This is a genomic window from Roseateles sp. P5_E4 (genome assembly GCF_054049255.1).
In genome coordinates this window covers 142,674-165,112 of sequence record NZ_JBFUMS010000008.1, presented here as the reverse complement: position 1 = coordinate 165,112, position 22,439 = coordinate 142,674, and the positions used below count along the sequence as shown (strand labels likewise).

23 protein-coding genes and 1 pseudogene are annotated in these 22,439 nt (G+C 68.4%); 10 read left to right on the top strand and 14 right to left on the bottom strand.

The annotated features are described in order from the left end of the window. Positions 1-72: 72 nt before the first annotated feature. Entirely contained in the window at positions 73-567 is a 495-nt protein-coding gene (locus tag ACXJLH_RS16895) for a hypothetical protein (protein WP_457445418.1), read from the top strand. Positions 568-591: 24 nt separating this feature from the next. On the opposite strand, the gene ACXJLH_RS16890 is transcribed toward ACXJLH_RS16895, so the two are convergent. Further along, on the bottom strand, positions 592-1,623 hold the full coding sequence (locus ACXJLH_RS16890) for an asparaginase (protein WP_457445416.1): 1,032 nt from the start codon (positions 1,621-1,623) through the stop codon (positions 592-594). A gap of 32 nt (positions 1,624-1,655) precedes the next feature. Next, positions 1,656-2,063: a RidA family protein gene (locus ACXJLH_RS16885; RefSeq protein WP_457445415.1), complete on the bottom strand. Its 408-nt coding sequence runs from the start codon at positions 2,061-2,063 to the stop codon at positions 1,656-1,658. A 119-nt stretch (positions 2,064-2,182) separates the two neighbouring features. Here ACXJLH_RS16885 and ACXJLH_RS16880 point away from each other — a divergent pair, with 119 nt between their 5' ends. Then, positions 2,183-3,091: a LysR substrate-binding domain-containing protein gene (locus ACXJLH_RS16880; RefSeq protein ID WP_457445413.1), complete on the top strand. Its 909-nt coding sequence runs from the start codon at positions 2,183-2,185 to the stop codon at positions 3,089-3,091. A 5-nt stretch (positions 3,092-3,096) separates the two neighbouring features. Here ACXJLH_RS16880 and ACXJLH_RS16875 read toward each other — a convergent pair whose 3' ends face one another. Then, a complete protein-coding gene (locus tag ACXJLH_RS16875; RefSeq protein WP_457445411.1) occupies positions 3,097-3,756 on the bottom strand; it encodes an NAD(P)-dependent oxidoreductase in 660 nt (219 codons plus the stop codon). A gap of 102 nt (positions 3,757-3,858) precedes the next feature. Between ACXJLH_RS16875 and ACXJLH_RS16870 the strand changes: the two genes are divergently transcribed. Continuing rightward, positions 3,859-4,779 (top strand): LysR family transcriptional regulator, encoded by a 921-nt coding sequence (locus tag ACXJLH_RS16870; protein ID WP_457445409.1) that lies wholly within the window; start codon positions 3,859-3,861, stop codon positions 4,777-4,779. On the opposite strand, the gene ACXJLH_RS16865 is transcribed toward ACXJLH_RS16870, so the two are convergent. Together ACXJLH_RS16865 and ACXJLH_RS16860 are read right to left on the bottom strand one after the other, a co-directional pair. Next, entirely contained in the window at positions 4,776-5,135 is a 360-nt protein-coding gene (locus ACXJLH_RS16865; protein WP_457445408.1) for a hypothetical protein, read from the bottom strand. The two genes, ACXJLH_RS16870 and ACXJLH_RS16865, sit on opposite strands and share 4 nt — an antisense overlap. 147 nt (positions 5,136-5,282) lie before the next feature. Continuing rightward, positions 5,283-6,989 carry a diguanylate cyclase gene (locus ACXJLH_RS16860; RefSeq protein ID WP_457445406.1) on the bottom strand — a complete coding sequence of 569 codons (1,707 nt, stop codon included), beginning with the start codon at positions 6,987-6,989 and terminating at the stop codon, positions 5,283-5,285. Positions 6,990-7,027: 38 nt separating this feature from the next. On the opposite strand from ACXJLH_RS16860, the gene ACXJLH_RS16855 reads away from it, so the two are divergent. From ACXJLH_RS16855 to ACXJLH_RS16840, 4 genes are all read left to right on the top strand, one after another. After that, positions 7,028-7,840, top strand: a complete 813-nt coding sequence (locus ACXJLH_RS16855) for a DUF429 domain-containing protein (protein WP_457445404.1) — start codon at positions 7,028-7,030, stop codon at positions 7,838-7,840. A gap of 171 nt (positions 7,841-8,011) precedes the next feature. Continuing rightward, positions 8,012-8,470 carry a cache domain-containing protein gene (locus tag ACXJLH_RS16850; protein WP_056203988.1) on the top strand — a complete coding sequence of 153 codons (459 nt, stop codon included), beginning with the start codon at positions 8,012-8,014 and terminating at the stop codon, positions 8,468-8,470. A 52-nt stretch (positions 8,471-8,522) separates the two neighbouring features. Beyond that, positions 8,523-10,082, top strand: a complete 1,560-nt coding sequence (locus tag ACXJLH_RS16845; protein WP_056203985.1) for a methyl-accepting chemotaxis protein — start codon at positions 8,523-8,525, stop codon at positions 10,080-10,082. Positions 10,083-10,204: 122 nt separating this feature from the next. Continuing rightward, positions 10,205-11,524 (top strand): sensor histidine kinase, encoded by a 1,320-nt coding sequence (locus ACXJLH_RS16840; protein WP_056203981.1) that lies wholly within the window; start codon positions 10,205-10,207, stop codon positions 11,522-11,524. A 71-nt stretch (positions 11,525-11,595) separates the two neighbouring features. Here the strand turns inward: ACXJLH_RS16840 and ACXJLH_RS16835 are convergent, their stop codons facing one another. The 6 genes and pseudogenes from ACXJLH_RS16835 to ACXJLH_RS16810 form a co-directional block, all read right to left on the bottom strand. Then, positions 11,596-13,017: an amidohydrolase family protein gene (locus tag ACXJLH_RS16835; RefSeq protein WP_457445401.1), complete on the bottom strand. Its 1,422-nt coding sequence runs from the start codon at positions 13,015-13,017 to the stop codon at positions 11,596-11,598. Between the two features lie 29 nt (positions 13,018-13,046). Further along, positions 13,047-13,880, bottom strand: coding sequence for a phosphodiesterase (locus tag ACXJLH_RS16830; protein WP_056203975.1), 834 nt, complete (start codon positions 13,878-13,880; stop codon positions 13,047-13,049). Between the two features lie 90 nt (positions 13,881-13,970). Beyond that, positions 13,971-14,891 carry an arginase gene (gene rocF, locus ACXJLH_RS16825; RefSeq protein ID WP_057300882.1) on the bottom strand — a complete coding sequence of 307 codons (921 nt, stop codon included), beginning with the start codon at positions 14,889-14,891 and terminating at the stop codon, positions 13,971-13,973. Next, a complete protein-coding gene (locus ACXJLH_RS16820; protein ID WP_457322566.1) occupies positions 14,888-15,763 on the bottom strand; it encodes an LOG family protein in 876 nt (291 codons plus the stop codon). The genes rocF and ACXJLH_RS16820 overlap by 4 nt, the downstream gene beginning before the upstream one ends. A 47-nt stretch (positions 15,764-15,810) precedes the next feature. Further along, positions 15,811-15,843, bottom strand: a pseudogene (locus tag ACXJLH_RS16815) (hypothetical protein). After that, on the bottom strand, positions 15,831-16,577 hold the full coding sequence (locus ACXJLH_RS16810) for a HesA/MoeB/ThiF family protein (protein ID WP_457322568.1): 747 nt from the start codon (positions 16,575-16,577) through the stop codon (positions 15,831-15,833). Before ACXJLH_RS16810 ends, ACXJLH_RS16815 begins: the two are co-directional and overlap by 13 nt. A gap of 56 nt (positions 16,578-16,633) precedes the next feature. On the opposite strand from ACXJLH_RS16810, the gene ACXJLH_RS16805 reads away from it, so the two are divergent. Then, on the top strand, positions 16,634-17,800 hold the full coding sequence (locus tag ACXJLH_RS16805) for an MFS transporter (RefSeq protein WP_056203961.1): 1,167 nt from the start codon (positions 16,634-16,636) through the stop codon (positions 17,798-17,800). Positions 17,801-17,803: 3 nt separating this feature from the next. Here the strand turns inward: ACXJLH_RS16805 and ACXJLH_RS16800 are convergent, their stop codons facing one another. After that, positions 17,804-18,421 (bottom strand): TetR/AcrR family transcriptional regulator, encoded by a 618-nt coding sequence (locus ACXJLH_RS16800; protein WP_457445399.1) that lies wholly within the window; start codon positions 18,419-18,421, stop codon positions 17,804-17,806. A gap of 45 nt (positions 18,422-18,466) precedes the next feature. On the opposite strand from ACXJLH_RS16800, the gene ACXJLH_RS16795 reads away from it, so the two are divergent. Both ACXJLH_RS16795 and ACXJLH_RS16790 read left to right on the top strand, forming a co-directional pair. Then, a complete protein-coding gene (locus tag ACXJLH_RS16795) occupies positions 18,467-18,934 on the top strand; it encodes a VOC family protein (RefSeq protein WP_056203956.1) in 468 nt (155 codons plus the stop codon). Next, entirely contained in the window at positions 18,931-19,320 is a 390-nt protein-coding gene (locus ACXJLH_RS16790; RefSeq protein WP_457322576.1) for a nuclear transport factor 2 family protein, read from the top strand. Before ACXJLH_RS16795 ends, ACXJLH_RS16790 begins: the two co-directional genes overlap by 4 nt. An 82-nt stretch (positions 19,321-19,402) precedes the next feature. Here the strand turns inward: ACXJLH_RS16790 and ACXJLH_RS16785 are convergent, their stop codons facing one another. Beyond that, positions 19,403-20,839, bottom strand: coding sequence for a S41 family peptidase (locus tag ACXJLH_RS16785; RefSeq protein WP_056203945.1), 1,437 nt, complete (start codon positions 20,837-20,839; stop codon positions 19,403-19,405). A gap of 194 nt (positions 20,840-21,033) precedes the next feature. Further along, positions 21,034-22,410, bottom strand: coding sequence for a metallophosphoesterase (locus ACXJLH_RS16780; protein WP_457445397.1), 1,377 nt, complete (start codon positions 22,408-22,410; stop codon positions 21,034-21,036). Positions 22,411-22,439 lie beyond the last annotated feature (29 nt).

Here is a 22,439-nt window from a genome sequence, read left to right as displayed (position 1 = left end):
GGCGGCGTCGGCCGCGCCGCGCTGCCAGGTGATGGCAGCGTGAACCGCTTCATCAACCTTGGAGAGTTCATCATGAGCAGGAAATTCAACCCCTTGTCGACGACCGTTGCGCTGGCGACGGCCGCCCTGGTGATTGGTGTCGCCGGCTGCGCGTCCACGCGCTCCAGCGATGAAACCGCCGGCCTGTCGCGCGACGCCGATACGGCCCCGACCCTGGCCGAGGCCACGCCCACCAATCCGCTGGACACGACGAGCCAGCCCAATCCGGTGGACACGACAACGACAGTAGCGATGCCCGCCGAGACCCCGGCTCCTGCGGCGCCTGTGGCCAGCATCGAGCCGCAGCCTGCCACGACAACGACCAGCGAGGCCTCGCCACCGATCTCGCCGGCGACGGATGTCAGCGCCGCACCGCCCATGCCGGCTCAGACGCAGCCCAGCACGCCTGCCTACCCAAGCAGCACCGACACCACGACGTCGAGCACGACCACGACGACCACGACCGATACGCCGAGCAGCAACAACAACGCCGATCAGGCACTGCCGCCGCGCCGCGACCGCCACTGAGGCGGTCAGCGGTCAGTGCTAGGGCTAAGGTGCGAGCGCTTGGGTGAGCGCTTGCGCCGGCCGTAGCGCGCCGACGTCGATGCCGCGCCAGTTGCTCAATTGCAAGTGGCTGTAGCTGCGTAACAGCTTGTCTTCGGTCTTCAGCAGGCCTTGTGCGACCGCGGCAAAAGCCGCTTCGACCGCACGGGCGGCGCCGTCGTCGATCTTCAGCGCGACGCCGAGGCCCAGCTCCGGCAAGGCCGCGCAATAGACGCCCTCGGCGCCGATCTTGCAAAAGACGCGCTCGCCGAAGGCTTGCATGACGCGGGTGTCGAAACGGTCCGTACCGCCCACCATGAAGGGTGCCACGGCGGCCGCTTGGCGCAGCCTGCGCGCGGCGCGGGCGTTCTCGTCGGACAACCCCTGGCCGGTGCCGCAGCGCGCAAATGCCAGTGCCAGTGAACGCAGCGGCAAGGCAAAGGTCGGGATGGAGCAGCCGTCGATGCCACGCGGGGCCTGCTCGACGTCCACGCCCGTTGCGGCTGACAAGGCGGAAGACACCTCGCGCATCACGGGATGTTCAGCCGCGACATAGCCGCGCGCGAATTCGGCCGGCTCGGCGCCAGCATTGCGCGCCATCAGGCAAGCCACGCAGACAAAGCCGCTGTGCTTGCCCGAGCAGTTGTTGTGCAGCGGCGTCGCGACCTCGCCGCGCGTCGCCATGCCGCGCAGCACCGGCTCGCGGCTGGGCCATTGCGTGCCGCATTCCAGCGCGTCGGCCGTCAGCCCCAACTTGGCCAGCACGCCGGCGGCCGTCGCCACATGCTCGGGCTCGCCGCTGTGCGAAGCGCAGGCCAGGGCCAATTCTTCATTTGTCAGGCCGAAGGTCTCGGCCGCGCCGCTGGCCACCAGCGGCAGGGCCTGCAGCAGCTTGACCGCCGAGCGCGGGAAGATGGGCCGGTCGATATCGCCCAGGGCCGTGTGCACGGCGCCCGAGGCGTCGACGATGGCCAGGGCGCCGGCATGGCGGGAGTCGACGGTGCTGCCGCGCAGGACTTCGATGAGGACGGGGTTCATGGGCCGCTCGGACGGTAGGCAAAGGCGCAAGCCTAAACCGCCTGCGCAGCCTCCGGCAGCTTGGCTACCACCTTGATCTCGAACTTGAAGCCGTACAGCCAGGTTACGCCGATGCCGGTCAGTGTGGGGTAGGGCGCTTCGCCCCAATACTCGGGCACGATGGCCCAGATCTTCTCGAAGTTGGCCTCGGGGTCGACGATGTAGACGGTCACGTCTTGCACGTCGTCGAAGCTGCAGCCGGCGGCGGCGAGCACGGCGTTGAGGTTGTCAAAAGCCAGCCGCACCTGAGTCTCGAGGTCGGGTTCGGGTGAACCATCTGGCCGGCTGCCCACCTGGCCCGACACGAACAGCAGGCCGTTGGCGCGCACCGCCGGTGAATAGCGGTTGTGCTCGTACAGGGCCTGGCGGCCGGCGGGGAAGACGACGTCGCGTCGGGTCATGGCAATCTCCAGAAAAAAACGATGGCTCCACTCTAGGCAACGGCTCTCTTTCGAGCTAGACGCTGCGGCGGACACCACTGTTTTGCCGCATTGGACAATCGCGACCCAAGGAGGGCGCGATGGACCGCTTCGATGCCATGCAGGCGTTCGTGCGAGTGGTGGAGGCGGGCAGCTTCACCAAGGCGGCCGATGCGCTGCAGCTCAGCCGCACGCGGGTGACCCAGCTGGTGCAGGAGCTGGAGGCGCGGCTGCGCGTGCGCTTGCTGAACCGCAGCACGCGGCGCGTGCAAGCCACCGCCGACGGTGCCGCCTACTACGCACAGGCGGTGCGCCTGTTGGCCGAGCTGGACGAGGTGGAGAGCAGCCTCGCCGGCGCGTCGGGCGTGCCGCGCGGGCGCCTGCGTGTCGACGTGCCCAGCCCGCTGGCGCGGCTGGTGCTGGTGCCGGCCTTGCCGGGCTTTCACGCGCGCTATCCGGAGCTGGAATTGGAGCTTGGCGTCAGCGACCGCTTCGTGGATTTGATCGGCGACAACGTGGACTGCGTCGTGCGTGGCGGCGAGCTGGCCGACCCTTCGCTCGTGGCGCGCCGTGTCGGCGAGCTGCAGCTCGGCGTGTTTGCGGCACCGGCGTACCTGGCGCGCGCCGGCGTGCCGTCCCACCCGCGCGAGCTGGAGGGCACGCACCACCGCGTCGTGGGCTATCGCGGCGCCCGCGCCGGCCGCCCGCTGATGTACGCGATGACGCACGGCGACGAGATCGTGGAAGTCGCCGGCCGAGCCACGCTGACGGTGGACGACGGCAATGCCTACCTCGCCGCCGGGCTGGCCGGCATCGGCCTGCTCTGGTTGCCGCGCTACATGGCCGATGCGCACGTCGCCGCCGGTGAGCTGCGGCCCGTCTTCGAGGACTGGCGCCTCGCGCCAATGCCGCTGTACCTGGCCTACCGGCCCAACCCCCATGTCAGCGCACGGCTGCGGGTCTTCATCGATTGGGTCGCCGCGCTGCTGGCGCGGCAACTGCCGCGCTGACGGCCTCAGAGCGGCGCGGCGACGGTGAAGCGCGCGCGCAGATGGCGCGGCTGCTCGATCTCGTCGGCGATGGCCACGGCCAGGTCGGCCACCGTGATGCCGGCGGGGGCGTCACCCGCCATCAGCAGCTGCTCGCCGCCGACGCGGTAGTTGCCGCTGCGCTCGCCCGGGGCCAGCAGGGCCGGCGGGCTCAGCAAGGTCCAGTCCAGCTGGGTGTTGCCGCGCAGGGCGGTCAGGTGGTCGCGCGCCGCACGGGCGCCGGGGACGATGTTGGCCGGCACATGGCTGGCGAAGTCCGGCGTGTCCACCAGCTGCACGCCGGGCGCGACGAACAGGCTGCCTGCGCCGCCGATGACGAGCAAGCGCTTGACGCCGCTGGCTTCCACGCCCTGCGTGATGGCGGTCGCGCCGCGCAGGAACTTGTCGTAGAGCTCGGCCTCGTTCCAGCCTGGGTTGAAGGCCGACACGACGGCGTCATGGTCGCGCACGGTGGCCGCCACGGCCTTGGCGTCGTAGGCGTCGCCAACGACGGCGGTCAGCCCCGGGCGCGCTTCCAGCTTGGCGGGGTCGCGCACGAGGGCGGTGACCTGGTGGCCGCGTTGCAGCAGCTCGGCGAGGACGGCAGTGCCAACGAATCCGGTGGCGCCGATGAGAGCGATGTTCATGAGGTTCTCCAAAGGATTGAAAGCGATGGATGAACGATATGGGCTTCACGATCCGGCGATAAGACGGTAAAAATCGCCAAGACCTTGAAGTGGTGCTTAAGGATGGACGAGCTCAAGCCCTTTGCCGTATTTGCCGAAACGGTCGCCGCCGGCTCCATGAGCGCGGCCGGGCGGCGTCTGGGCATGAGCGCTTCGGCTGTCAGCCAGACGCTGCGCACGCTGGAGCGCCAGATGGGCGTCACGTTGCTGCACCGCTCGACACGCAAGCTCGCGCTGACCGAGGCCGGCGAGCGCTGCTACCCGCATTGCCTGCGCCTCGTCGAGGCGGCTCGCGCGGCGGCCGAATCGCTGGCCCAGGCGCGCGATGCGCCCAGCGGTGAGTTGCGCGTCGCCGCACCGGTGGGCTTTGCGGCCCATATCGCCCAGGCCCTGGCGCCGGTGCTGGCCCAGTCGCCGCAGCTGCGGCTGCGCCTGCTGGTGGACGACGCCATGATCGACCTCATCGACGCCCGCATCGACATCGCGGTGCGCGTCGGCCAGCTCGCCGATTCCAACTGGCTGGCGCGGCCACTGTGCGAGGTCGAGATGGTGCTGTGCGCCGCGCCCGCCTATGTCGAGCGCCATGGACAACCTGCGACGCCCGCCGATCTGCCCGGTTTCGACTGGCTGGCCTGGGCCGCCGAGACGCAGGACGCCGGCGACGCCGCGCCGAGTATTGCCCTTCTGCTGCACGGCGCCAGTGGCGAGAGCCAACGCCTGCAGGTGCCTGTGCGCATCGCCAGCAACAACCATGTGGCGCTGCAGCAGATGTGCGAGCAGGGTCTGGGTATCGCCCGCCTTGGCTATGCGGACGTGCTGGCTCAGCTGTCCCGCGGCACCTTGGTGCGCCTGCTGCCGCAATGGCGCTTCATGCCGATGCCGGTGGTGGCCGTCACGCCTAAGCGCGAGGGCGAGCCGGCCAAGGTGAGGGTGGCGATCGAGGCGTTGAAGCGGTATTTCGCGACGCTGCTTACCTGTCCCTAAATGAATTTCAAGTATGAAATTGCCATCAAGATGATGGAACAAAGCAAGGCGCCACCAAGAAAGATGGATACCGATTGCCAGAGGTTGTATTTCTCAAGCAGAAATCCTGGAATCAGATGAGGGCTCTCTTTGGCGGCGGCCAAAATGGCGTCACGACTCTTTGGAAGCGGCTTACCAATCGCACTCATGTGGTCATGCAGTGCCTTGGCACTTTTCTCCATTGGCAAGCTGCATAGATATTGAACGATCGCCCCGCAGATGAACCAATGTTTGGCGAAGGCCGCTAAAGGGGTTTGAACGGCCGCATAGAACGCAAATGCCAATAGGAAAAAAGTAGCGAATCCAGCCAGGGTCACGTTCGTAGAGCCTATCTTCACTGGATATCTCGCGCTGTAGAGGGCTGATTGAGATGGGGAGACGCGGACGAATGGAGATGCTTGCGCGCAACCCGAAATTGCGTGATGAGCATGGCGGCTCTGCCGGAATCTAGTGCCGCCAGATCCTCAATCCACGTGCACCCGATTGCGCCCACCCCGCTTGGCCGCATACAGCGCCTGGTCCGCCCGCAGCAGCAGGCTGTCGCCCTGATGCTGCTGCGGCGCGCCGCCCGAGATGCCGACGCTGATGCGCACCAGCAGGCCCGGCGTGACGGCGGCCCAGTCGTGTTCGACGACGGCCAGGCGCAGTCGCTCGCAGATCTCGGCGGCCTGTTGGGGGGCGATACCCACCAGCACGGCTAAAAACTCTTCACCGCCGATGCGGGCCAGCAGGTCGGCGCTGCGCAGGCGATGGCGCAGCAGCTGGGCGAGCTGCTGCAGCACGGCGTCGCCGACGGCGTGGCCATGGGTGTCGTTGATGCGCTTGAAATGGTCGACGTCCAGCGCAGCGACGCTGATGACCTGGTTGGCCATGCGCGCACCCTCCACCAGCAGAGGCAGGGCGAACTCGGCGTGGCGGCGGTTGTGCAGGCCGGTCAGCACGTCCTCGTGGGCGGCGCGGTCCAGGGCCATGGCGTGCTCGCGCAGGCGCGCCTGCTCGGTCTCGAGATGCACGGCGCGGGCGCGTTCGCGGCGGGCGTCGGCGGTGGCACTGTCGGCGCGCGCCTGGGCCTGCTCGACCTGGTCGCGGATCAGGATGACCTCGGTCTGCAGCACGAGGTTGTCGCGCGAGATCTGGCGGTCCAGGCCGACGAGTTCCTCCAGCCAGACCAGGGCCTCGCGGTATTGGCCGCAGGCCTTGTAGGTCTCGTACAGCGAGCGGATCAGCAGGCGGCGCAGCTTGGGCGGCGGCTCCGCAGCGGCCTGCAGCAGCGCCTCCAGGATGCGTGCGGCCTGCAGGGGCTCGCCCTTCAGGCGCAGGAAGACGGCGCGCTGCGCGTCGGCCTCGACGGCCAGCGTGCGGTAGCCGTGGTCGTGGGCGAGATGGCCGAATTCGTTGAGCAGCGGCAGGGCGTCGTTCAACAGGCCGCCCGCGAGCAGCGCGTTGACCAGGTTGGACACGGCCACCGCCACCTGGAAGGGGCTGCCGGACTGGCGGGCCAGCACGGTGGCTTGATCCGCGGTGCGGCGGGCACTGGCTACGGCGTCGGCCAGGGCTGTGGCGTCGCCCAGGGTCCGGGCCTCCTCGACGCGGCGCAGCCAGAAATAGGCCAGGTTGTTGTGGCAGGAGAACAGCACCTCGGCACAGTCGGTGCGGGCGGCGATCTCCAGCGCCTGCCCGGCCGATGCACAGGCCTGGACGGGGTTGTCCAGGCTGGAATAGGCGACGCCGACGCGGTTCAGCGCCCAGGCTTCGCGCACCGGGTCGGCGGCGCGGCGTGCGGCGGCCAGCGCCTTCATGCCCGACTCCAGCGCCTCGCGGCCCATCAGCAGTTGGCCGTAGACATAGCACTGGCTGGTCAGTGCGTCGGCCAGCAAGCCGTCGTCGTCCAGGCGTTCGGCCAGGGCCAGCGCCTCCGTCGAGCAGCGCGCGCTCGCCGTCAGCTTGCCCAGGCGCGGATATTGGTGCGCCAGCAGGGCCAGGGTTTCGGCGCGCCGGCGCTGTTGGGCCGGCGGGCAGGTCAGCAGCAATTGCTCCAGCGCCTCGCTGGACGTTTCATAAGCCCCGGCTGCGGCGCGCAGGCGTGCGGCGGCAAAGGCCTCGTCGAATGCGGCGGCGTCAAAACCGCGGTCTTCGGCAGGCAGGGCGGGGAGGTCGAGGAGGGCTGACATGGAACCAGCCGATTCTGCCTAGGCCCAGAATGCCGGGCATGACGGACATCGCTGTTTTCGGGGTTGACTTCACGAGTGCGCCTCGGGCAGCCAAGCCAATCCGGGTCGCCGGCGGCCAGCGGCATGGCGCCGTCGTCCGCCTTGCTGGCCTGGTAGCGCTACACAGCCTGGACGAGTTTTCCAGCTGGCTGGCCCGGCCGGGGCCCTGGGTGGCCGGTTTTGACCTGCCTTTCGGCCTGCCGCGTGAACTCGTCGACCACCTCGGCTGGCCGACCGACTATGCCGCGCTGATGGCCCATTACGCCGCCTTGAGCAGAGTCGACATCCGAGACCGCTTTGCCGCCTTCTGCGACGCGCGCCCGGCCGGCGCCAAGTTCGCCCACCGCGCCTGCGACGGCCCGGCCGGCGCCAGCCCCAGCATGAAATGGGTCAACCCGCCGGTGGCCTGGATGCTGCATGCCGGCGTGCCGCGGCTGATTGCGGCGGGCGTGCATCTGCCGGGTCATCTGACGGGCGACCCGACCCGCGTGGCGCTGGAGGCCTACCCGGGGCTGCTGGCGCGCGAGCTGATCGGCCGGCGCTCCTACAAGAGCGACACCAAGGCCGCGCAGACGCCGGAACGGCTGATCGCGCGCAAGGACATCGTCGAGGGCCTGGAACAGGGCCGCACGCGGCTGGGCCTGCGCTTGAAGCTGAGCCATGCACAGCGCGACGACCTGGTTGCCGATGCGAGCGGCGACAGCCTGGACGCGGTGCTGGCGATGCTGCAGGCGGCCTGGGCGGCCGAGCAGCCGGACCATGGCTGGCCGCAGGGCGCGGACCCGATCGAGGGGTGGATCGTCAGCGCGTGAAATCGCTTGCCGCCGCGCCGCCGACCGTTGTGCAGAAGATAACTGGACGACTCGACGGTTGTTCGACTTTTCGGCTATCGCACCGGCTTGATGGTGCTTAAGATCGAATCGAGCCTGCCGATCTGCAAGCTCGCGAGTCGAACCTCTTGATGTTTTTGGAAGGACCATCCAATGAACCTCTTACGTCGCTTGATCTTGATCGGCGCTTGCAGCGCCGCCATGGGTGCCGCGTCGGCCGCCGACCCCGCGCGCGGGACGAAGGACGAAGCCAAGGCCTTGGCCGAGGCGGCCGCCGCGCATGTGAACAAGGTGGGTAGCGAGCAGGCGTTCAAGGACTTCGCCGACGCCAAATGGCATCCGAAGGACATGTACGTGTTCGCGCAGAGCATGGACGGCGTGATGATCTATCACGGCGCCAACGAGAAGCTCGTCGGCAAGAACTTCAACGACGTGAAGGACTCCACCGGCAAGGAGTTCAACAAGGAAATGATCGCCGCCGCCAGGAAGGGCGCCGGTTGGGTCGACTACCAATGGGTGCACCCGGCCACGAAGAAGATCGAGGACAAGACCAGCTACGTCGTTCGCATCAACAAGCCGGAGGGCTTCGTTGGCGTCGGCATCTATCGCTGAGAAGCGATAGCGGCGTGGATCGGCCGGATCGAGGGTCTCACCGGGAGCCATCGTGTTCAAGAACCTGAATGATTTGCCCGTGGCCGCGAAGGTCGCATTGGCACCAGTGCTTGTGGTGGTGTGCCTGCTCGTTTCCTCGGGTTCGGCTTACCTGACCAACGTGCGAACGGCCCATGCAGTCGAGTTGATCGCCAGCCAGGGCCTGCCAAGCGTCGCGGAGACCAGTGCCTTCAGCGAGCGGGCGATGCTGGCTTACGGGCTGATCATGCAAAGCCTGGCCTATGAGGGTGCGGGCATGAAGGCAGAGGTCATCTCGCGCCTTGATGCGCAGATCCCTGAGGTCTTCCGAGGCATGCACGCCGACATCGCGCGCATGAGGGCTGCAGCCGCTCAGCGGCCGCAGCTGGCGGAGCGCTTCGATGCCATCGAGGCTGCCCTCGCGAAGCTGGAGAAGGCCACCGCCGGCGCGCTGGACATGAAGAGTGGCGGCCTGGCGGCTTCGGCGATGTTCATGACGGGTGCAGAAGGGGCCTTCGCAGAACTGAAGAAGCAGGCCGCCGTATTGACGGAAGAGCAGCTGACTTCCGGCCGGGCGCAGGCGGCGGCGGCGACGGATGCCGTCGCCTTCGGCAACCGCCTGACCATCGGGCTGGCCGCGGCCGCATTGCTGCTGTCGGCCGTCGTGATCTGGGTGTGCGTCAACGTCATCACCGGCCCATTGCGCCGGGCATTGGATATCGCGCGGGACGTGGCGGGCGGCAACCTGCGGCGGCATGAGATCCAGGCCGGGCGCGATGAGACGGGGCAGGTTCTCCGTGCGCTCGATCAGGTGTCGCTGCAGTTGAGCCAGACCATCAACAACATCCGTGAAGCGGCCGACCAGATTGATACGGCGTCTGGCGAGATCGCGCAGGGCAACCAGGACCTGTCCATGCGCACCGAGCAGACCGCCGCGGCCTTGCAGCAGACGGCAGCCACCATGGCGCAGCTGGCCGAGGCCATCCGCACGAATGCTGCGACGGCGCAAGAGGCCACGCGCATTGCATCCGATGCCTGGGCCTTCGCGCGCGAAGGAGGCACGGCCGTGGACGCCGTGGTCCAGACGATGCAGGGTATCAACGACCAGGCCAAGCGGATCAGCGAAATCATCGGCGTCATCGATGGCATCGCATTCCAGACGAACATCCTGGCGCTCAATGCAGCGGTGGAAGCCGCGCGCGCCGGCGAGCAGGGCCGCGGCTTCGCGGTGGTGGCTCAGGAGGTGCGTGCGCTGGCCGGGCGGAGCGGCGTGGCCGCCAAGGAGATCCGCACCCTCATCGGCGACTCGGTGAACCGGATCAGCGATGGCTCGCACAAGGTGCAGCATGCCGGCCAGACCATGCAAAAGATCGTCGCCTCGATCGAGCAGGTGTCCACCATGGTGACCGAGATGTCTTCCGCCAACGCCGAGCAGGCTTCCGGCTTCGAGCAGGTGAACGTGGCGGTCGGCCGCATGGACCAGGCGACACAACAGAACGCCGCGCTCGTGGAGCAGGCTGCGGCGGCTGCGGAGTCGTTGAAGCAGCAATCCAGGGAACTGATGCGGACCATCCAGGTTTTCACGATCACGTGAGGTGACGGGAGGTCACGACTTGGCCTGCGGCGCCTGACCTGTTACTCGGGCCTGCCGCGACGCGAACCGGGTTCGTCACTCAGAATGCGACTTGCCCCGTCGGGCAAACAGAGGACGCCTCGATGCAATCCTTGGAACATGCAGCATTGGGCACCCACCTGAAGCGTCGGCGCGGCGCTATTCTGCAGGCATGGCGGATGGCGGTGACGTCTGACCCGGCACTGACCAGTGGGGCCGCGCTGCCTCGGGCCCAGCTCCACGACCACATTCCAGCGCTGTTGGTCAACTTTGAGCGCAAGCTGGCCGGCGGCGAGATGGCGGCGGACGTGGACGATGACGAGCGCCATCAGGGCGACGCCGCAGCCCACGGCTTGCACCGTTGGCAGCAAGGCTTCGACCTTGGCGAGGTGACACGCGAACTCGGGCGCTTGAACGAGTGTGTCGTGGTGGAGCTGGAGGACTACGCGGCCGCCAACTCCGGGCTCCACCTCGCGGTGATGGCCGAGGCGCGCAGGATCTGGGCGCAGCAATGCGGTGACGCCATCAGCGCCAGCGTGTCGCAATATTTCCAGCTGCAGCAGATCGAGGCGAGCAGCCATATCCGCGATCTCGAACAGGCCCTGCAGTCCTTGCGCGAGCTGGAGCAGGAGCGCGCCAGCCTGTGGCAGCAGGCGGCGCATGACCTGCGCGGCAGCCTCGGCGTCGTGGCCACCGTCACCGCGGGCCTCGCGTCGCCAAAGGCGTCCGAGCCGATGCGCGGCGGCTTTTTGCGCCTGCTTGACCGCAATGTCGGCTCGCTCAGCCATCTGCTGAACGACGTGACCAGCCTCGCCCGCTTGCAGGGCGGCCTCGAACACCGCAACCTGGAACTCGTCGATGCCGCCGCGGTGCTCGGCGCGCTATGCGAAGACCTGCAGCCGCATGCACAGGAGCGCGGGCTCTACCTGAAGTTCAACGGGGTCGCCGCCTTGCCCGTGGAGGGCGACGCGGTCAAGACCCGGCGCATCGCCCAGAACCTCGTGATCAACGCGATCAAGTACACACGCAGTGGCGGCGTCACGGTCAGTTGCGGAGACTGTGCGTCTGGCGACATGGAACGCTGGTTTCTCGAGGTCAGCGATACTGGGCCGGGCTTTCACGCCGGGCCCGGCTCGCAGTTGGCGGGCGCGCTGGAGGAAGCGACCGACCAGGCCAAGCAGGTCGTGGCCGACCACGCCACGGGCGCGATCACGCATGTCAGCGTGGACCTGGCTGACGTGCATCCCTCGCCGGAAGACGCGCGGCCGGTCCAGCAGCAACCGGGCGAAGGCATCGGGCTGTCGATCGTCAAGCGCCTTTGCGATCTTCTGGATGCGACCACCGAGCTGCAATCCCAGGGCGGTGTCGGCACGACCTTCCGCATCCTGCTGCCCAGGCGGTACGACGAAGGCTCGGCAAAGTAGCCCGCCCGCACCGGCATCGGCGTGCCGGTCGCGAGTGCAGAGTCCCAGCGCCGGCGCGAGCGCGAAAGGCCTCATCGCAAGCCGACCTGCCCCTTCCATGCATTCAGGATCTTGGCCCGGTCCCACGCCCGCCCGGCCTTCATCGTCCACGCCACTTCAGGCAAAGCTGGCTTGGCCGCATCCAGCGGCGCGACGAAGGCAATGAGGTCGGCGCGCAGGCCAGGGGCCACGCGGCCGACATCGGCCGTGCGGCCCAGATAGGTCGCGCCGTTGGATGTCATGACCTTGACCGCCGTCGCGGTGTCGAAGCCGGCTTCGCGCAGCAGCTCGAACTGCCGCAATGACGACCAGCCGGGAATGACGCCGCCATAGCCCGTCGGATCGGTGCCGGCGACGAGCAGGCCGCCAGCGTCGTGGAAGCGCTTCTCCCAAATCATGTTCTTCGCAAGGATGCGCCCATGCGGGTTGGGGCCACCGCGCTGGATGGCGGTGTAGCGCAGCACGTATTGCTCGCGCAGCTGCGGCATCAGCAGGTCCAGCGCCGCGGCCGGGGCCATCGGGCGGCCATACGAGAAGGTCTCGAAGATGGTCAGCGTCGAGGTGAGGGCCACCTTGCGTTCGATCATCTGGCGCTGCAGGGCGGACATGCGCGGGTCGTCGACGGCCAGCGCGTCGAGGGACTTCGGCACTGCGTCGCCGCTCGGGCAGGCGTCGGCCTGCTTGCCTTCGACGAAATCGCTGGCCGCGAAGAAGCCATGCTCCAGGTTGTCGATGCCCATGGCCGTGGCTTCAGCGTAAGTCACCGCACACAGGTGGGCCGTGACCTTGGCCTTGCGCTCGTGCGCAGCCTTGACGATCGCGTCGAGCTGCTCGCGCGTCAGGTGCATATAGCCCTTGTACGAGGTCGCGCCGACATCGGCCCAGTAGCCCACCTGGCGCACGGCGTCATCGGCCGATGCGAGCCGCGGCACCTGCGCGACGAAGGCCTGGATGCCATTCAGGAAGGGCGCCGTCACGTCGAGGTCGGGGCCCGGCGCGGTGCCGGCCTTGATGTCCTTCCAGGTGTTGAGGTCGGCATAGGGGCTCATGCTGCCGGCCGTACGCATCGTCGTTACGCCGCCGGCGAGATACAACAGTGGGAAGCTCTGGAAGAAGGCGCCGTAGCTGCCGCGCTCGGTCGGGTAGAAGAGGTGTTCGTGCAGCAGCACGAAGCCGGGCATCAGCGCGCCGCCGGCCAGGTCCTTCACCAGCGCGCCGGCCGGGGTCTTGAGCTCGGCGTCCGGGGCCACCGAGGCGATGCGGCCGTCGCGGATGAGCACGCTCATGTGCTCGCGCGGTGCCCCGCCCGTGCCGTCGAACAGCTGGGCATTTCGCAGCAGGGTGACGGGCGCGTTGAAGAGGGTGTAGCGCTCGGTGTCGCCCGGCACTGGCGGCGCTTGCGCGAGGGCCTGCAGGGCGAGTGAAAGCGCGAGCAGCGCGAGTGGCCTTTTCATGCGCCGCATCCTCGCATGCGCGGGCGGTCTCACAGGTCGGCGATGCGCTCGTGGTCCCCTGCCAGCGCAAGATGGCTGACCAGAGGCAGGCCCGGCCCCCAGGCGTGGATGAGCCAGCCGGCGGGCTCCAGCGCCAGGGCCAGCGGTGCGTCGGGCGCGAGGTCCAGTGCGACCTGGTGGGCGGTGGAAGGCGCGCTGATGACCGCGGCATGGGCGATGCGGCCCAAGGTCATGCGGTGCAGATGGCCGCAGACGACGCGCTGCACCTGCGGGTGGGCAGCGACCAGTGCCTCGAAGCTGGCCAGGCCCGCTTGCAGCGACATCGCGTCCATGGCCGCGAGGCCGGTGGCGTGCGGCGGGTGGTGCAGGGCGACCAGCGTGGGCATGTCGGGCCGCTCGGCCAGCAGGGCCTGGGCCTGCGCCAGGCGCGCATCGTCGAAACCGCCTTCGGGCCGGCCGGGCATCAGGCTGTCGAGCACGACGAGTCGCAGCGGGCCGGGCAGGTCCAGCGCGTACTGGATGGCCGTCGCGCCGGGTTCGCCGCGGTGCACGCGGGCCAGGCCCGCGAAAGCCTCCTGCAGCGGGCCGCGTGCATCGTGGTTGCCGGGCAGCAGCGCGAGCGGCAGGCCCGCATCGACCAGCGGCATCAGCAGCTCGCGCAGCTGCGCGTACTCGGCCGGGTGACCGGCATCGACAAGGTCGCCGCTGACCAGCACGGCCACCGGGCGCGGGCGGATCTGCAGCACGCGTTCAACCGCGTGGCGCAACGCCGCGGCGGTGTCGACGCGGCCGGAGATCAGCCGGCCCGGATGGGTGATGTGCGGGTCGCTGAGCTGGACCAGCAGATAGGGCGTGGCGTCCATACTTGTCAGCGCCGCCCGGCCGTCCGAAGGCGTTGACACACCCCCTCGGGGGGCAGAGAGCGAAGCGAGCGTGGGGGCTTCATCTCGCGCCTACTTGCGCATCAGCGTCGACTTGCCGAACAGGCTTTCGATCAGGTCCACCGCCACCAGCGCCGTCTTGTTCTTCTCGTCCAGCGCCGGATTGAGCTCGACGAGGTCCAGCGAAGCCATGCGGCCGGTGTCGGCGATCATCTCCATGCACAGATGCGCCTCCCGGTAGGTCGGGCCGCCGCCGACCGTCGTGCCGACGCCGGGCGCCATGACGGGGTCGAGGAAGTCGACGTCGAAGCTGACGTGCAGATGGGTGTTGTCGTCCAGCGTGGCCAGCGCCAGCTCCATGGTGTGGCGCATGCCCATCTCGTCGATGAAGCGCATGTCGAACACTTCCAGGTCGTGTTCGTGCACGAAGGCGCGCTCGCCCTCGTCGACGCTGCGGATGCCGATCTGGCGGATCCATTTCGGTGAGATGGCCGGCACATGGCCACCGATCTCGACCAGTTCCTTGGGGCCGAAGCCGCACAGGCAGGCCACGGGCATGCCGTGGATGTTGCCGCTGGGCGTGAGCTCGCTGGTGTTGAAGTCGGCATGCGCGTCCAGCCAGAGCACGCGCAGCTTCTTGCCGGTGTCGCGGCAGTGGCGGGCCACGGCGCTGATGGAACCCAGGCCCAGGCAGTGGTCACCGCCCAGCATGATGGGCAGGCGGCCGGTCTTGAGTTCGGCGTAGATGGCGTCGTGGGTGGCCTGGTTCCAGGCGACGACTTCCTGCAGATGGCGGTAGCCGTCGGTCGGCGGCAGCCAGGGGTTGGACGGGCCGGCCAGGTTGCCGCGGTCGATGACGTCCACGCCGCGGGCGCGCAGCGCCTCGGCCAGGCCCGCCACGCGCATGGCCTCGGGGCCCATGCTCGCGCCGCGGGCGCCGGCGCCGATGTCGGTCGGCACACCGATGAGGGAGACGTTTCTGAGTTTGGTCATGGCGTTGAGGGGCTGGCGAGTTCAGGAGCGGATTCGAGGATGGCCCAGGCTTCCTCGGCCGTCTCGACGTAGTGAAAGAGCTGTGCGTCGACGGGATTGATCATGCCGGTCTCGATCAGCAGCTCGATGTTGATCAGCTTGGTCCAGAACTCGCGGCCGACCAGCAGGATGGGACGCGGCCGGCTCTTCTTGGTCTGGATCAGCGTCAGCGTCTCGAACAGTTCATCCAGCGTACCGAAGCCCCCGGGGAAGCACACCAGGGCGACGGCGCGCATCAGGAAGTGCATCTTGCGCAGGCCGAAGTAATGGAAGCGAAAGCACAGCTCCGGCGTGATGTAGGGGTTGGGGTACTGCTCGTGCGGCAGCACGATGTTCAGCCCGACGCTCTTGCCGCCGACGTCGTAGGCGCCGCGGTTGCCGGCCTCCATGATGCCGGGGCCGCCGCCGGTAGCGACGACGACATGATTGCCGCGCTCGGTACAAGCGGCGGTGGCGATCTGCGCGAAGCGGCGCGCTTCCTCGTAATAGCGGCTCATCGCCAGATGGCGGCGCGCTCGTGCCGCGCCGGCTTCGTCGCCGCGGTCCTCGGCCACGGTCAGCAGGGCCTGGGCGGCCTCTGCCGACAGGATGCGGGCGCTGCCGAAGATGACGATGGTGGACTTGACGCCCTGCTCGTTTTGCATCAGCTCGGGCTTCATCAGCTCCAGCTGCATGCGCACGGCGCGCATGTCCTGGCGCAGCAGGAAGGTCTCGTCCTTGAAGGCCAGGTTGTAGGCGGCGCCCGGGCCGTCGTAGTCGGGGTGAGGGGGCAGGTCGCGGCACTCTTCCTTGGCGGTCGGGAAGTTGCGCGTCGGGACGTCGGTGGGCTTCATGGGGAAAAAGGATTGTGGGCAGGTCGGGACGGAATTTTCCGCCCCATTCAGAGGCGTTCGCGGGATTTCATCCGCCGCAGACGGAGCATTCGGGGTCGCGCTGCATGGCGATCTCGCTCCACTGCATGCGCCGGCCGTCCAGCATCAGCAGCCTCCCGGCCAAAGGCTCGCCCACGCCGGCCAGCAGCTTCAGCGCCTCGGCGGCCTGCATGGCGCCGATGATGCCCACCAGCGGTGCGAACACGCCCATCGTCGAACAGGCCACGTCCTCGAAGCCGGATTCGGGTGGGAACAGGCAGGCATAGCAGGGCTGCTCTCGCGAGCGGCTGTCATAGACGCTGATCTGGCCGTCGAAACCGATGGCCGCACCCGAGACCAGCGGCTTGCCGTGGCGCACGCAGGCGGCGTTGACGAGGTGGCGGGTGGCGAAGTTGTCGGTGCAGTCGAGGACGACGTCTACGCGCGGGACTTCCTCGTCGAGCAGGGCGGCATCGGCCTTCTGCGCGAGGGCGCGCACCTGCACGCCGGGGTTCAGCGCGGCCATGCGGGCGGCGGCCGAGTCGACCTTGGGTTTGTCGAGGCTGCTCATGTCGTGGGCGATCTGGCGCTGCAGATTCGTCAACGACACGGTGTCATGGTCGACCAGCGTGATGCGGCCGACACCGGCCGAAGCCAGATAGAGGGCCACCGGTGAGCCCAGGCCGCCGGCGCCGATGACCAGGGCGCTGGCGTCAAGCAAGCGCTGCTGGCCCTCGATGCCGATCTCGTCGAGCAGCAGATGGCGGGAATAGCGCAACAGGTCGTCGTCGTTCATGGTGTCAGGATAGCCCTGGCAGCGCAGGATTTGCCGGCCCTCGCGACACTGGCGGGATGAAGTCCGCGCCCCATGTCGCCCCGCTCAGCCCCGCGCTGACGCTGCTGCTTGCCACCGCCACCGGCCTGGCCGTTGCCTCCCTCTACTACGTGCAGCCGCTGCTGGGCCTGCTGTCCGAGCAGTTCGGCGTCGGCAGCGCGGCCATCGGCCTGCTGCCCACGTTGACCCAGCTCGGCTATGCGGCGGCCATTCTGCTGCTGTCGCCGCTGGGCGATCGTTTCGACCGGCGCCGCATCATTGCGGTCAAGTCCGTCGCTCTGGTTGCCGCCCTGGCTTGCGCTGCGCTGGCGCCGGGCTTTGCAGCCTTGTGCATCGCCAGCGTGGCCATCGGCCTGACGGCAACGCTGGCCCAGGACATCGTGCCGGCAGTGGCCACGCTGGCGCCCGAGGCCGAGCGCGGCAAGCGCGTGGGCCAGGTCATGACGGGCCTGCTGCTGGGCATCCTGCTGTCACGCGTGGCCAGCGGCTCGCTGGCGGCGGTGGCCGGCTGGCGCGCCGTCTACGCGGTGGCGGCGCTGGCCGTGGCGGCGTTGATCCCGCTGCTGTGGCGCGGCCTGCCGCACTTCGTGCCGGCGACGTCGGCGGGCTATGGCTCGCTGCTGCTGTCGATGGCGGGACTGTGGGCCCGGCATGCCCCGTTGCGCCGGGCTGCGCTGGCCCAGGGCCTGCTGAGCGTGGCCTTCAGTGCCTTCTGGTCGACGCTGGCCCTGGTGTTGGCGGGGCCGGATTTCGGCCAGGGCAGCGCGGTGGCCGGGGCGTTCGGCCTGGCCGGTGCAGCGGGCGCGCTGGCAGCACCGCTGGCCGGTGGCGTGGCGGACAAGCGCGGCCCGCAGGCCGTCATCCGCGTCGGCGCGCTGCTGGTGTTCATCGCCTTCACCGTGCAGGCGCTGGCACCGGCCTCGCTGTGGCTGCTGGTGGGCGTGGCCGTGGTGTTTGACCTGGGCGTGCAGGCCGCGCTGGTGTCGCACCAGAGCGTGGTCTACAGCCTGGACCCGGCTTCACGCAGCCGGCTGAATGCCGTGCTCGTCAGCACGATGTTCGTCGGCATGGCCAGCGGCGCGGCGTTGGGCTCGGCCCTGCTGGCATCGTTGGGCTGGCGGGCAGTACCGGCCCTCGGCGCGGTGGCGGCCCTGGGCGCCTTGGCCGTGACCCGGCGGCGATGAGCGTCAGCCGAGCGGATCTTGCGCCGACGCCACTCCGTTGAAGAGCGTCTCGACCAGTTGCTCCGCCAGTTGCAGCGACAACGGCCGGTGGCCGACGAGCAGCCGGAAGAACAGCGGCCCGTAGATCATGTCGAGCGCCACGTCGATGTCGATGCCGGATTGAATCTCGTGCAGCGACATGCCGCGCTCGATGAGCTGGCGGCCGGCCTCGCGGCTCTTCAGGATCACCTGGTTGCGAAAGGCCTTGGCCAGTTCGCTGTCGGGGTCGGCGGAGGCCATGGTCAGCGTGATCTGGCGACCGCGCGGCGTGGCGAAGGTGGCGATGACGCCACGCAGATGCGCCCGCAGGCCGGCCTGCACGGAGTTCGCCCGTGAGACCGGTTCATCCGAGGCCGGGTGCGCCATGAAGGCGGCCATCGCGAGGTCCTGGGCATTGGTCCAGGTTCTGTAGATCGTCGGCTTGCTGACGCCCGATTCGGCCGCCACGCGCTCGATCGTCAGCCGGCCCAGGCCCTCCTCGATCAGGATGCGGTAGGCGGTCGCCAGCGCGAGGCGGCGCGCCTCCTCGCTGGGCGGGCGGCCGGGCTTGCGCGGTGGTGTCGGATCGGTTGCTTGACTCATTACGTGACGTATCGTAATCTAATTCGACACCACCGGAGATTCATCATGCCCGCAGTCGGCACTTCACCCGACAACCTGTCGCCCTACCTTGTGGTTCGGGGTGCTCAGGCCGCCATCGACTTCTACGTCCAGGCCCTGGGCGCCAGCCTGGACTTCAAGCTGATCGATCCGTCCGATGGACGCATCGGCCATGCCGAGCTGCTGTTCGGCGCCACACGGGTCTTCATTGCCGACGAGTATCCTGACTTCGGGGCCGTCGGGCCCGAGACGATCGGCGGCTCCCCGGTCAAGTTCCACCTCGACGTGGCCGATGCCGACTCATTCGTTGCGAACGCCGTGCGGCACGGCGCCACCGTCCTGCGTGCCGTCAAGCTCGAGTTCCATGGCCACCGCAGCGGTCTGATCGCCGATCCCTTCGGCTACAGCTGGTTCGTTGCGAGCAAGGCGGAGGAGGTCAGCGTCGACGAAATGCAACGCCGCTGGGACGCGATGGTCGCGGGGAGCCCGTCATGACAACCGCGCCCGCCGATGGCGAGGTGCTGCGGGCATTCCAGGCGCTCGAAGATCGCTTCAACGACGCCATGGTCAGCAACGACGTCCAGCGCATCGCCCAATGCATCTCCGAGGACTGGACCCTCGTGACGCCGGAGAAGGGGCCGATCTCGCGCGAGGCCATCCTCCATGCCATAGCCAGCGGCATGCTGACGCATGATTCGATGACCAAGCAGGTGGTGCGGGCCAGCGTGTACGGCGACATGGCGGTCGTCACCGGGCGGGGCAGCAACACCGGCACTTTCAGGGGCGAGCCCATCAGCGCCGATGAATGGATCACCGATGTCTACCGCCAGGTGCAGGGACAGTGGCGCTGCGTGCTGACCCATCTCGCCCCTGCCGGCTGAGGAGGGGCGTGGCACCGGTTGGGCAAAAAAAGAGGGCCTCGCGAGAGGCCCCTGTGCTTTTTGAAGTCAGGACTCTTTGTAGTTATTCCGTCGTCTTGGCTTCGGCCTTGCGCTCGACAGCCGACTTGGACGCAATGACCGGTTGACCCTTGAGCTTGTTCAGCGCCTGCATCAGCGGGAAGTCTTCCGTCGAGCCGAACTCGGGCAGGGGCTTGGGCGGCTCGGCGCGCTTGGCGTACTCGGCTTCCAGCTTCTGGCGCGCTTCCTCGCGGGCCTTCTGGCGGGCTTCGTTTTCGTCCTCGGGGCCGTTGTTCAGATGCTTTTCGAGGTCGGCCTCACGCATGCGCAGCGCGGCGAAGACATTGCCCTCGGCGGTTTCGTCCAGCAGCACGTCGGGCACGATGCCCTTGGCCTGGATGGAGCGGCCGCTCGGCGTGTAGTAGCGCGCCGTCGTGATCTTCAATGCCGTTTCCGGGCCCAGCTGGCGCACGGTCTGCACCGAGCCTTTGCCGAAGGTCTGGGCACCCATGACGGTGGCGCGATGGTGATCCTGCAGGGCGCCGGCGACGATCTCGCTGGCGCTGGCCGAGCCTTCGTTGACGAGCACCACCAGCGGCACGTTCTTCAACGCGGCGGGCAGGCGCTTGATCGGGTCGTCGCTGCTGCGGCGGCGGTAGTCGTCGGGGCTGGCCTTGTAGCTGGCCTTGGATTCGGCGATCTGGCCGTTGGTCGACACGACCTCGACGTCCTTGGGCAGGAACGCCGCCGAGATGGCGATGGAGGCATCCAGCAGGCCGCCCGGGTCGTTGCGCAGGTCAAGCACCAGGCCCTTGAGATGGGGCTCCTGCTTGTAGATCTCTTCGAGCTTCTTGGCGAAGTCGTCGACGGTGCGATCCTGGAACTGGCTGACGCGGATCCAGGCATAGCCCGGCTCGATGACCTTGGCACGCACGCTCTGGACCTTGATCTCCTCGCGCACGATGGTCACGGGGAAGGTGCGGTTCTCGGCCTTGCGGTAGATGGTGAGGCTGACCTTGGTCGACGGGTCGCCGCGCATCTTCTTGACGGCCTGGTCGATGGTGAGGCCGCGCACGGCGGTGTCATCGATGCGGCTGATCAGGTCGCCGCTCTTGAGGCCGGCGCGGAAGGCGGGCGAGCCTTCGATGGGGGAGACGATCTTGACCAGGCCGTCTTCCATGCCGATCTCGATGCCGACACCGACGAACTTGCCGGTCGTGCCTTCACGGAATTCCTTGAAGGTCTTCTTGTCAAAAAACTGGGAGTGGGGGTCCAGGCCAGACACCATGCCGGCGATGGCGTCGTTGATCAGTTTCTTTTCGTCGACGGATTCGACGTAGTCGCTCTTGACGAGGCCGAAGACGGCCGCGAGCTGCTGCATTTCGTCCAGCGGCAGGGGGGACAGGGTACTGCGCGCATTGGCCTGCAGCTGCATGGTGGTGAGTGCACCTGCGACGGCACCGAGGGCAACCCAACCGGCGACTTTCAATCTGGAGCTCATGTAGCCGAGTCCTCTATCAACGTGGTTCCCGCCAAAAACAGCTTGACAGGTGCGGCCAGTTTAGCCGGGGGGGCTTTCGATGCTGTATCGATTTACCTGCTGGAAACCCTTCAAATCGGGTGCGCAGTGATGGAATGCGCGGGCGTTACTTCTCGTGCGCCCTGACGAAAGGCACTCGTTACGAGGCGTGCCCATCAGCAACTCAGCTTCTGGCCGGCCAGGCGGCAGGTCGACAGCGGCTGGCCCAGGGCATCCAGTGCCTGCAGCTGCCAGCCCTCGGGCGTGGCCGTCAGCAGAGACAGGCCGAAGTCCGTGTGGATGCGTACCGTCTCCAGTCGGGCGCCGGGCAGCAGTTCGTGCTTCAGGGCCGCGGCGTCGTTGACGTGGCCTGATGCGGCCGAACCGCCGTTGCCGACGACGAGGGTGACCGGATGATTGCTCGCGAAGCCCAAGGCCTGGTGCATGTGGATGTGGCCGTGAAGTGTGGCCTGCACGCCTGGCGGGAAGAGGCGGCCGGGTGCCGCGTCCTGCAGCAGGGGCGTCAGGCCCGATCGGGCGGCGCGGGGCGCGCCGATCGGGCTGGGGCTGAAGGCCAGGCTGGGATGGTGGCTGGCAAAAAGGCTCTGGGCGCTGCCCTGGGCCAGCTCTGCGACGCGGTCGAGCTGCTGGCGCCAGCGGGCCCAGGCGGGGGAATCCCGGGGCGGCGTGCGGCTGCCGATCTCCGAGGAGTCGAAGACGATGAGCTGGCTGCGCGGCGACAGCGGCACGGCGAAGGGCGCGGTGAAGTCGCCCTCGTTGACGCCTGGGCCGGCGGGCTGGCAGGCACGCGCCGGACCGGTTTCAGCGTCCAGATAGCGCAGCCAGCCCTGGCCGGCACGTGCGCAGGCCTCGTGGTTGCCGCGCACGAAGACCCAGGGCGCGGCGGCCAGAAGGGCCTTGGCGGGCTGGAAGAAATCGGCCTGCCAGGTGTCGTCGCCATAGCCCCAGGGGCTGCCGGCGCAGACGGCCATGCCGGGCGGGCAGGGGCTTTCGCGGTAGTGGTAGTCGCCGACGTGGATGACGAGGTCGGGCTTGAGCCTCAGGGCCAGGGCCAGCACGCGTGGGAAGGGCCAGTCCGAGGCGTCGTTGCAGCCCTGGAAGTCGCGGTCCGAGGCCTTGAGGCGGCAGCCGGTATCGCCGATGACGACGATGCGGCGGGCTTCGGCAGTGGGGGCATGCAGCACGATGTCGTCCACCTGCACGCTGGCCGCATCGGCGGGCCAGGGCGCCTCGCAGGCACGCAGCGTGAAGTGCGTCGGCTTGCGCTCGGGCTCCTTGTTGCCCGCGGGCGGCGGCTCGTCGCCGGGAGCGCTGCGTTCCTGCATGGCGGCGACGCTGCTGCCCCACCGCAGCGTGGGGCAGCTGGCTTCGCCCGTCAGCGCACGTACCGCCCAGGCTGGCCCGGCGACGGCCTGCACCCAGGCCTGCTGCAAGCCGACCGGCGGCGCCGCAGCGGGTGGCGGCGGGGGGCTGGCACAAGCGGCCAGCACGAGCAGGACGGCCAGCCACGGGAAACGCGCGCGATGAATCATGTCTCGATCAACTGTGTGAGCGGCGCGAG

Coding starts and splice junctions, on each gene's coding strand:
- ACXJLH_RS16895 (WP_457445418.1), top strand. CDS start 73: ATGAGCAGGAAATTCAACCCCTTGTCGACGACCGTTGCGCTGGCGACG.
- ACXJLH_RS16890 (WP_457445416.1), bottom strand. CDS start 1,623: ATGAACCCCGTCCTCATCGAAGTCCTGCGCGGCAGCACCGTCGACTCC.
- ACXJLH_RS16885 (WP_457445415.1), bottom strand. CDS start 2,063: ATGACCCGACGCGACGTCGTCTTCCCCGCCGGCCGCCAGGCCCTGTAC.
- ACXJLH_RS16880 (WP_457445413.1), top strand. CDS start 2,183: ATGGACCGCTTCGATGCCATGCAGGCGTTCGTGCGAGTGGTGGAGGCG.
- ACXJLH_RS16875 (WP_457445411.1), bottom strand. CDS start 3,756: ATGAACATCGCTCTCATCGGCGCCACCGGATTCGTTGGCACTGCCGTC.
- ACXJLH_RS16870 (WP_457445409.1), top strand. CDS start 3,859: ATGGACGAGCTCAAGCCCTTTGCCGTATTTGCCGAAACGGTCGCCGCC.
- ACXJLH_RS16860 (WP_457445406.1), bottom strand. CDS start 6,989: ATGTCAGCCCTCCTCGACCTCCCCGCCCTGCCTGCCGAAGACCGCGGT.
- ACXJLH_RS16855 (WP_457445404.1), top strand. CDS start 7,028: ATGACGGACATCGCTGTTTTCGGGGTTGACTTCACGAGTGCGCCTCGG.
- ACXJLH_RS16850 (WP_056203988.1), top strand. CDS start 8,012: ATGAACCTCTTACGTCGCTTGATCTTGATCGGCGCTTGCAGCGCCGCC.
- ACXJLH_RS16840 (WP_056203981.1), top strand. CDS start 10,205: ATGCAATCCTTGGAACATGCAGCATTGGGCACCCACCTGAAGCGTCGG.
- ACXJLH_RS16835 (WP_457445401.1), bottom strand. CDS start 13,017: ATGAAAAGGCCACTCGCGCTGCTCGCGCTTTCACTCGCCCTGCAGGCC.
- ACXJLH_RS16830 (WP_056203975.1), bottom strand. CDS start 13,880: ATGGACGCCACGCCCTATCTGCTGGTCCAGCTCAGCGACCCGCACATC.
- rocF (WP_057300882.1), bottom strand. CDS start 14,891: ATGACCAAACTCAGAAACGTCTCCCTCATCGGTGTGCCGACCGACATC.
- ACXJLH_RS16820 (WP_457322566.1), bottom strand. CDS start 15,763: ATGAAGCCCACCGACGTCCCGACGCGCAACTTCCCGACCGCCAAGGAA.
- ACXJLH_RS16810 (WP_457322568.1), bottom strand. CDS start 16,577: ATGAACGACGACGACCTGTTGCGCTATTCCCGCCATCTGCTGCTCGAC.
- ACXJLH_RS16805 (WP_056203961.1), top strand. CDS start 16,634: ATGAAGTCCGCGCCCCATGTCGCCCCGCTCAGCCCCGCGCTGACGCTG.
- ACXJLH_RS16800 (WP_457445399.1), bottom strand. CDS start 18,421: ATGAGTCAAGCAACCGATCCGACACCACCGCGCAAGCCCGGCCGCCCG.
- ACXJLH_RS16795 (WP_056203956.1), top strand. CDS start 18,467: ATGCCCGCAGTCGGCACTTCACCCGACAACCTGTCGCCCTACCTTGTG.
- ACXJLH_RS16790 (WP_457322576.1), top strand. CDS start 18,931: ATGACAACCGCGCCCGCCGATGGCGAGGTGCTGCGGGCATTCCAGGCG.
- ACXJLH_RS16785 (WP_056203945.1), bottom strand. CDS start 20,839: ATGAGCTCCAGATTGAAAGTCGCCGGTTGGGTTGCCCTCGGTGCCGTC.
- ACXJLH_RS16780 (WP_457445397.1), bottom strand. CDS start 22,410: ATGATTCATCGCGCGCGTTTCCCGTGGCTGGCCGTCCTGCTCGTGCTG.